General features: G+C 40.3%; 1 protein-coding gene. It reads right to left on the bottom strand.

What is annotated here, in order from left to right; all coding sequences use genetic code 11:
• Positions 1-7: 7 nt before the first annotated feature.
• The coding region (locus tag AC1DUA_RS39885; protein ID WP_477504911.1) for a Ger(x)C family spore germination C-terminal domain-containing protein at positions 8-652 on the bottom strand (645 nt) is incomplete at its 5' end.

Below are 652 nucleotides of genomic sequence, written 5' to 3' on the forward strand. Positions count from 1 at the left end.
AGCCATGTCACTCATCGCTAACCTCATTTCTTCTCTGATGCACAGGTATATTAGCAACTCCGGGTCTCTGAATAGAACTTTCAACTTCTACTTGTATATCCATCGTTTGGAAGATAGAATTCCACTCGCTCTTGTTAGCTTTCCATTCAATCGGATATTTTTTGTGAAATGCTCTCGCAAATCCGACAACATCTGCCTTATACTCCGCTTGCAAACCATGCAGGGTACGCACCATAATTTTCTTTATTTCATCGTTAAAAGGTTCCTCAATACGTCTCATGGCATCGGTGCCTTTGGATATATTAATTTGGGTTGAATTTTGAATGACATCTCCATCCAACCTTAATTTCACTCTCATCTTCCAAACTCCGTTAACAATCGAAGGGTCCAGGTGAATTTTGGTATGCATGATCTTGATCACAATGTCACCATCATCGAGTTTCTGAGTGATGGTTATATTTCTACCAAGATCTTTGGGTCTTAATAAGCGAACACCCATAATGTCTTCAGGACTTAGGACCCCTTTCAGTTTCTGCTTTTGGATGACAGACATCCCTTCAACAGTTAGGATCTCCTTTTTATCCTTATTCGTGATTAGGGTAGTGGTTCCGATGATCGGTAAAAGAAAGGATTGCGATTCAGCACTTAACAG

The organism is Paenibacillus sp. 01T422 (assembly GCF_056398785.1).